This window comes from Paenibacillus sp. MER 180, assembly GCF_023713665.1.
In the GTDB taxonomy this organism is placed as follows: domain Bacteria; phylum Bacillota; class Bacilli; order Paenibacillales; family Paenibacillaceae; genus Paenibacillus_B; species Paenibacillus_B suaedae.
In genome coordinates this window covers 63694-71864 of record NZ_JAMAVT010000025.1, presented here as the reverse complement: position 1 = coordinate 71864, position 8171 = coordinate 63694, and the positions used below count along the sequence as shown (strand labels likewise).

The following is an 8171-nucleotide window of genomic DNA, read 5'->3' as shown; positions in this document are numbered from 1 at the left end:
GTCCTGAGCCAGGATCAAACTCTCCGTTAAAGTTAAGTTTGAACTGCTCATATCTTTTGACGAGGTATTGCTACCTCATTCACAAACGTTGCTCGTTGTTCAGTTTTCAAAGAACAATCTCAGTCAGTAACCAATTTCTTAGTTACTTTCTTTTTCTCACCGCCTCATCAGCGGCGACTTTTATATCTTATCATTTCGTTCAGTTGTTGTCAACACTTTTTTAAAATATTTTTTCAACCGTTCGTTATGATTGTTGTTCCCGCTCGCTTCATGTCGAAGTCGTTCAGAAGGGAACGAAAAATAATTTATCATATATTCGAAAACACGTCAACACTTTTTTAAAACTTTTTTATTACATAGTAACATTCCGATGATTTCTAGCATACTTGGACAGTTCTTTAGGTGATGCAATTCGCGCGTACATGCGAAATACGGTACGGTATCGCTTCGAAATCGCATCCCGTATTTCAGCCTCTAATCGCTTATCGCTTAAATCAAATAGCATCTCATCTAATTCCTTGCGCAGCATATAGCTCAATTCTTTACATTCTCTCTCATTGAACAAAAATCCTAGCATAACTGTCCGCATCCTCCCTTGACGACAATACCCCTGTCTTCGAACATAACGCTTACTTCCCCACTGCTTAACATGCTTATAGGGAAGTAACTCGCACCCGCTTCTGTTCAATTACAGAAAGAATGGTGCCGCTTTACTGTTATGCTCATTTTTGAGCTGTTTTATCACAGGGAGGCGCGGATTCGTTTATCTAGTTAACCATTCATCAACCAGAAAGTTACGGTACTCTCAATAATAGCGGCAACTAGCAGCATTGCGGTTACCCATACCGCCCCTGCTCCAGTCTGCTTTATCCAATCCATAATCGTTGGCCCCTCAGCACGCATACGTCTGCTGAAGATTCGCTGCAAGATTAAGATACCAAATCTCATTCCATAAGCACCGGCAATTAGAATTGCAGGAATTTCAAGTATTCCATGCGGAAGTATCCCCTTAATAATCGTGCTTGCTAAATCAAGACCCTGCGATTCCATAATTCTCAGCAGCAATCCGATCACCATTCCATTAATAATAAGGAACCCCGCTGGTACGATCCCTAATACGATCCCAGCAAACATGATCATGACAGCCTTAATCGCATTGTTATAGAAAATAAATACGAAGAAAGATAATTCTTGATTATCAGATTGCATCAATTGATCCCGCATACCTTGAATCCCCTTGAGCTGTTCCATGATGAAGCCCTCAAACCCGCTCCACTGATTGCCAAGCACATACCCTACAGCAAACAGCACCACAGCGGCAATGAGATACCAACGCAACTGCTTCAGCGTATTCCACCACGATGAGAATCGAAGCATATTGTACACTCCTCCTTTCAGACTGACTTGCAGACATAATCCCATACACTCAGCATACAGTGTAGTAAACAAGCATGACAAGCTGCAGCTTGTCGACGGGCATTAGTATTAGGCAGCAGCGTACCACCCTAATTCGCCCCATTCAAAACGTTACGAGAGGAGCAGCCTTGGTATGAATAATTACTTTTATGTATTTAGCGGCAAGAAAATAAAGCGTGTATTTGTACTTGCAATTGCAATGCTATTCGCCGCTGGCGTCGTTTACGTAGAGAGCGACAATATTACCGTATTTTCAGAAGGCAGCAGCCCTTCCGCTATCTACAGCGTCCCAACTGATAAAAAGATGCTCGCCCTCACGTTCGATATTAGCTGGGGGGATACACGAGTTGAGCCAATTTTGCAGATCTTGCAGGAGAAGGGTGTAAAAAAAGCAACGTTCTTCCTCTCCTCCCCTTGGAGCAAGACGCATAGTGACCTCGTGAAGAAAATTGAGGCCGCTGGCTACGAAATTGGAAGTCACGGCCATAAGCATGACAATTACAGCAGCATGAGTGATGAAGAGATACGTAAGCAGATTCAGGCGGCCCACAACATTCTATCTGAAGTTACAGGGAAAGCACCGAATCTGATTCGTATGCCGAACGGTGACTTTGACAAGCGCGTCCTGCAAATTGCTAACAGTCTGAATTACAAGGTCATACAATGGGATACCGACTCATTGGATTGGAAAAATCCCGGGGTTGAAACGATCGTGAACCGCGTCGTTAGTAAAGCACATCCTGGAGACATTATTCTCATGCACGCTAGTGATTCATGCAAGCAAACCCATCTCGCTTTGCCGACCATTCTGGATCAATTGTCCGCAAAGGGATATGAGTTCGTTACGGTCTCTGAGCTGATTCAACAAACGGAAATGAAGAGCAAAACGATTCAGGATCAAGCAACGATGATGGAACATTTGCAAAATGCAGTAGGCATGTAATGGATGTAAAGGTATACAAAAAAGCTGACGGATTTCCGTCAGCTTTTTGCTGTGCCCACCAATCGATGCAGCATCAAGATTTGATACGCATTGCATATTGCGAGCGGTATGTATACGAACCAGGTAGCCATATTTCCAATGTTAAGTGCCGACAGTGTCTCCACTGTGGTGATTGCAATCATGAAGAATAAGGTAGGAATGAGAGCCTTCGCATTTGTCGCCTTTACTTTCCAATAAGAAACAGCTACAGCAAGCACTAGGACAACTAAACCCAGCACGATATCCTCGTAGCCCCCTCCACGCACTCCTTCTGGCCTGTTTCCCAGAAGCATGCGCAGAAACATTAGATCGAGTAGTGCAATCACGGTCAATAATACCTGAACATACGGCCATCCCTTCTTGAACAAGCCAATGGCAATATAGTTCAACGTCAAATATGCGAAGAATCCCATCTGCGAATAGACGCTGATCATACATCCGCTCAAGATTAACTGAAGCACATTAAGCAAAATATCCACTGGCCCTCTGAAATTGCCCATTTCCCCTTGAAATACCTGTAATGCGAGGCCAATGACGAGACTGATTGCCCCACCAATACACGTAGTCGTCCAAAATAAATAAGACCATTTTTTCAAATTCATGGTGCTCCACCTCCGCAATGTTCATTATTTTACCAATGTTCTCAGCAAAAAACTATCATTGTCGAACATAATTCATAATTTCCTCCACATACTACGCGTGAGGACATGGACAGAAGGGAGCGAAGCTGTTATGAAGGCACCACTGGGCAAACTTGCGATCGTCAGTTTCGTCGTAATCGTGCTGTTGACCTCTTGCGGCATGGAGCAGCCCACACAAAGCAGTAATCTCGATTATAAAGAAGTTAAAACGATGGTTGTCGATATTTTAAAGACAGAGGAAGCGCAGAAGGCGATCCAATCCGGTCCATCTGGCGGAGGCGGCATGCAAGCCCAATCATTAAATATGCAGCAGCAGGAGCAGATCCGGACAGCAGTTAAGGATACACTTGTATCACCCGATTATGAGAAAGTCCTCGATAAAGTAATGAAAGATCCGAAGTTTGCCGGGGAATTCGCCAAGGCGGTAAGCAAGGAAAACAAACAAATCCTGAAGACTTTAATGAAAGACCCAGAGTATCAGAAGGACTTTGGCGACATTGTTAAATCTCCAGACATGATGAAGTCTTATTTGGATATGATGAAGACACCAGAGTATCGCAAACAGCTACAGACTGTAATGAAAGATGCTTTGAATAGCCCTATATTTAAGCTTGAAATCATGGACTTATTAGGGAAGGTCGTTAAAGAAGAATTGCAGCCGAAGGAAAAAGAAAAAGAAAAGGAAGGAAAGAAAAAAGGTGGGGAAAAGGAAAAGCAAGGCGGTGAGAGTGAGGGTGGATCGGAAGAAGAAGGTGGTAGTGGAGAAGGCTAGGAGCCCACTCTTTCCCCCTCTATTCCTCACTTATGGAGAGGCACTCATGATGAGGCCTCTCCGACATTGTTAGGCCTGCACAACTTGCATCTTCGCATCAACGGCAGCCGCCAACTCATCGAATTGCTTGCCAATTGACGAATCTGCCTTATATACAGAAGGAGCATAATCCGGTTCTGCAGGATGATTGTCTGGAGCGCCGAGCGGAAGCTGCGCAAGCAGGTCAACATGAAGCTCATCTGCCAGCTTAGCACCGCCCCCTCGTCCAAATACATATTGCTTCTCGCCACAAGAACCGCATTCCAGATAGGACATATTTTCGACGATACCGATAATCTCATGCTTCGTATGAATGGCCATCGTGCCTGCTCGAGCCGCAACGAAGGCAGCTGTCGCATGTGGTGTCGTTACGATGATCTCTTGGCTATGCGGTATCATTTGGTGAATATCCAAGGCTACATCCCCCGTACCTGGAGGCAAGTCAAGAAGCATGTAATCAAGCTCCCCCCACTGCACTTCTTGGAAGAAATTCCGCAGCATCTTGCCAAGCATTGGACCGCGCCATACGACCGGACTATTGTCCTCTACGAAGAAACCCATGGACATCACCTTCACTCCGAAGCGCTCCTGTGGAATGATATAGTTGTCTACAACGACAGGGCGGTCTTCAATCCCCATCATGTCAGGTACACTGAATCCATATATGTCTGCATCTATTAGGCCAACACGTTTGCCGAGACGAGCGAGCGCAACCGCAAGGTTCACGGTCACTGTCGATTTGCCAACTCCACCTTTGCCGCTGGCAATTGCGATAAATTTCACTCCAGATGCCGGATCCAAGATAGGATGCTGTTCTAATCCAGCACCGTGTCCACGAGGAGCACTCCCTTCTTGGGAATCACGGCCATTACCCGCATGATCGGTTGCTGATTGCCCGCTTTGTACCGCTATTCCAGCTGCACTCAGCTCAGCTTCAGATGCGATGCGAGTACGAACATATACATTGTGCAGCTCAATTGCTGCTAGACGCTCCTTAATCTGTCCGACTAGCGCCTCTCTAGCGGCTGCATCTGCTGCTTGTGGCGCTACGATTGCCGTCAGCTTCACTTCATCTTCCTTAATCATCATATCGCGAATCCAATGAAGGCTTGTCATGTCTTGTCCCGACACTGGTTCCTGCAAACCCTGCAGTGATTGCAGCACTTCTTCTTTCGTCGTCATGATGGCACCTCGTCTCCTATGAAGTTCAGATCGGTCACTATGTAACCGTTTCTATTATAGCATAAGGTCATCATTTTCCAGTTTTTTCTCCTGCAATATATCGCAGAATTCCCTTGTAGATCGATGCAGCTAGCTTCCGCTGATATTCTTCATTCGCCAGACTCCGTGACTCTTCTGGGTTCGATAAGAAGCCTGACTCCACCAACACAGCTGGGATCGAAATATGATCCATAAAATAGAGCTTCCGATCTGTAGGCTTGGCCTCCCGATCCGTATTGGCCAGATTCGTACGAATTTCAGCTTGAATCCACTTCGCAAGCTGTTCATTACCCGGATGGCGATTCGTATAGAAAGCCTGTGCTCCACTCCAGCGAGAAGAAGGTACGCTGTTCATATGCAAGCTAATGACAACATCCGCTTTCTTCTCCTCGATATAACCAACACGCTTCTTCAAGTCCTCTGCCTTCCTGCGGGAGTATCCCTTAGTGTCCTTATCCGCCAAATCATAGTCCCCCTCCCGGGTCATGACCACAATAGCCCCAGCTTGCTGCAAGTAATCACGAAGAAGTAGTGCAATCGTTAGGTTAATGTCCTTCTCTAATAACCCCTCGCGACCAACAGCCCCGCCATCTACTCCACCATGCCCTGCGTCGATAGCAATCACTCTGCCCGATAGAGGAATGGACCAATAGGTCCATGTCTTCGTTACCGGCATCTCCATCGTCATCACAACAACGACTAGAAGCAGCAAGCATAAACTTATTAACCAGCGACGGACATTTCGCAGTGGTATCCATAAGATTGACGTATGTCTTCGCTTCTGACTGCTTTGTTCCCAATTTACTTTTTTCACAAAAAAAGCCCACCTCCGCTCCATAAAGACTTCTAATCATCTATATGGGACGAGGTGGACAAATATACGTTAACGATCCACAGGTTCCTCTATATTCAATTACTTTTGGGCAGTTGTTGAGTGTGCCATGCCTTCGATCAGAATGCGTGCCACCTCAGGTCTTGAGAATTCAGGGGGTGGACATGTACCGTCACGCAATAGCGCACGCACCTTCGTTCCGGATAGGGTCAAATGATGGGTTGCATCATGAGGACAGGTCTTGCTGGAGGCCATACCTCCACATGTCTTACAGTAGAAGCTGTGCTCGAAGAATAACGGCTGAATCCCCAATTCTTCGGGTTCGAAGGAGCTGAAGATATGCTGGGCGTCATACGTGCCATAATAATCGCCCACACCTGCATGGTCTCGGCCAACAATGAAGTGGGTGCAGCCGTAATTTTTTCTCACAATGGCATGGAATACAGCTTCTCTTGGTCCTGCATAACGCATCGCAGCTGGGAATACCCCAAGAAACACGCGATTCTCTGGATAATAATTCGCCAGTAGCGCTTCATAACTGCGCATACGCACATCAGCCGGGACGTCATCAGACTTCGTTTCCCCTACAAGCGGATTTAGAAATAGAGCATCCACAATCTCCATCGCACTCTTTTGGATGTACTCATGAGCTCGATGCACCGGATTTCGCGTTTGGAAACCTACAACAGTTCTCCAGCCTCTGTCCGCAAACAATTGCCGCGTCTCCACAGGATCAAAATAATATTGGGAAAATTGCTCCGGCTGTCTGCGCTTCAATACAGATACTTTGCCTCCCACATATGTAGAAGGACGCTTTAGCAGCTTCTCCACTCCTGGATGTGCTGTATCCATCGTTCTGTACACTTGTTCTGCTTCATGCAGTAAATCAGCCTGGTATATGCTCTCTATTTCAATAACCCCATACAACTCCCCGTCTCCTTCCCCAACAAGCGCAGCTGGTCTTCCTGTGCTAAGCGTCTTAGCTGCCTCATCCGAGACTGCCAGTGTAATAGGTAAGCTCCATACCGTTCCATTCGCCAATCTCATCTGGTCTACAACACTTTTGTAGTCATCTTCATTCATAAAGCCTTCAAGGGGAGAAAAAGCACCTACCCCTATCATTTCGATATCCGATAATGTACGTGCATCGAGCGATATGCGCGGCAGAGCTGCCGCTTCATTGCGCTTCTGCTCCTTCTCGTCTTCTGGAACCATTCGATTGATTAGTTTACCTCCGTGAGGCTCAATTGTTGACATCTTCTTAGCACCTCTCCTCTGCATGTGGAAATAGTACCATTCTTTATTAGCAAATCAAATGGTACCCACGCACTTATTACTTGTGAAGCCCACATTCTATTTTCGCTGATCCTGACCAACGTCCAGCCCTTGGATCTTCACCTGCTTGAACGGCGCGCGTACAATAGGAGCATCCTATACTGGGATATCCTTGGTCATGTAGGGGGTTATAAATGATATCGTTAGTGCGGATATAGTTCCATACATCTTCTGATGTCCAAGCAGCTAATGGATTGAATTTGATGAGGCCGAATTTCGAGTCGTATTCTACTTTTCGTGTATTGGCTCGTGTTGGGGCTTGATCTCTTCGAATACCGGTAATCCATGCATCATATTTGCTCAGAATGCCAGTGAGTGGTTCGACTTTACGCAGATTGCAGCATTGGTTGGGATTACTAAGCCACAATTCATCACCGTATGTCTCGGATTGCTCTTCAGGGGTAAGTTGCGGGGTGACGCGTACAAAGTTTAAACTGTAACGCTCCGTAATGCGATCTCTTGTCTCGTATGTCTCTTGAAAATGAAAATCCGTATCCAAGTAAAAAATATCGGTCGAAGGACTGATCCGCTGCAGCATGTCTACAAGCACAACATCCTCCGCACCAAAGCTACAAGCGAACGTAATATTCGGGAACGCCTTAACAGCCCAAGCGATTACCTCTTCCGGATTGGACTGCTCATATTGCTCCGCCTTCTCATGTACAAGAGCCTCTTTCTCCAATAAATTCATTTTCGCATCCTCCACATACTCACCTTTTATTCCTAGTATTTTGGTATGTTTTGTATAATTAATAATTATAGATCGTTTCTTTGCTTTGTCAATTCGAAATTTACAAAGAGATAGACATATGATTACAGCCTATTCCGGCTAAATGTCCTAGGTGCGGGAAAAGTGGAGTGTATACAGATTCCAGAGCAGCTCTTAACATACAAAAAAGCCCTCCTTGGCCAAGGGCCAAGAAAGGGCTGTAT

General features: G+C 45.8%; 9 protein-coding genes. 2 read left to right on the top strand and 7 right to left on the bottom strand.

Annotation, left to right across the window (positions count from 1 at the left end; all coding sequences use genetic code 11):
* Positions 1-352 precede the first annotated feature (352 nt).
* Complete coding sequence (locus M3661_RS27065; protein WP_021256087.1) at positions 353-577, bottom strand: hypothetical protein; 225 nt, start codon at positions 575-577, stop codon at positions 353-355.
* Positions 578-771: 194 nt separating this feature from the next.
* Entirely contained in the window at positions 772-1377 is a 606-nt protein-coding gene (locus M3661_RS27060) for a stage II sporulation protein M (RefSeq protein ID WP_021256086.1), read from the bottom strand.
* A 172-nt stretch (positions 1378-1549) separates the two neighbouring features.
* Here M3661_RS27060 and pdaB point away from each other — a divergent pair, with 172 nt between their 5' ends.
* Positions 1550-2359, top strand: coding sequence for a polysaccharide deacetylase family sporulation protein PdaB (gene pdaB / locus M3661_RS27055; protein WP_021256085.1), 810 nt, complete (start codon positions 1550-1552; stop codon positions 2357-2359).
* Between the two features lie 38 nt (positions 2360-2397).
* Here pdaB and M3661_RS27050 read toward each other — a convergent pair whose 3' ends face one another.
* The gene (locus M3661_RS27050; RefSeq protein WP_174807337.1) at positions 2398-3000 is read right to left on the bottom strand and encodes a KinB-signaling pathway activation protein; all 603 of its coding nucleotides are present in this window, start codon (positions 2998-3000) and stop codon (positions 2398-2400) included.
* Between the two features lie 130 nt (positions 3001-3130).
* Here M3661_RS27050 and gerD point away from each other — a divergent pair, with 130 nt between their 5' ends.
* Positions 3131-3811, top strand: coding sequence for a spore germination lipoprotein GerD (gene gerD / locus M3661_RS27045; protein ID WP_021256083.1), 681 nt, complete (start codon positions 3131-3133; stop codon positions 3809-3811).
* Positions 3812-3880: 69 nt separating this feature from the next.
* On the opposite strand, the gene M3661_RS27040 is transcribed toward gerD, so the two are convergent.
* The 4 genes from M3661_RS27040 to M3661_RS27025 all read right to left on the bottom strand — a co-directional run bounded on the left by M3661_RS27040 (position 3881) and on the right by M3661_RS27025 (position 7929).
* Positions 3881-5032, bottom strand: coding sequence for an Mrp/NBP35 family ATP-binding protein (locus M3661_RS27040; protein ID WP_065291709.1), 1152 nt, complete (start codon positions 5030-5032; stop codon positions 3881-3883).
* Positions 5033-5102: 70 nt separating this feature from the next.
* Positions 5103-5909 (bottom strand): N-acetylmuramoyl-L-alanine amidase CwlD, encoded by an 807-nt coding sequence (gene cwlD / locus M3661_RS27035; protein ID WP_065291710.1) that lies wholly within the window; start codon positions 5907-5909, stop codon positions 5103-5105.
* Positions 5910-5984: 75 nt separating this feature from the next.
* Positions 5985-7160: a sulfate adenylyltransferase gene (gene sat, locus M3661_RS27030; protein WP_065291711.1), complete on the bottom strand. Its 1176-nt coding sequence runs from the start codon at positions 7158-7160 to the stop codon at positions 5985-5987.
* 76 nt (positions 7161-7236) lie between these two features.
* Complete coding sequence (locus M3661_RS27025) at positions 7237-7929, bottom strand: phosphoadenylyl-sulfate reductase (RefSeq protein ID WP_065291712.1); 693 nt, start codon at positions 7927-7929, stop codon at positions 7237-7239.
* Positions 7930-8171: the final 242 nt, after the last annotated feature.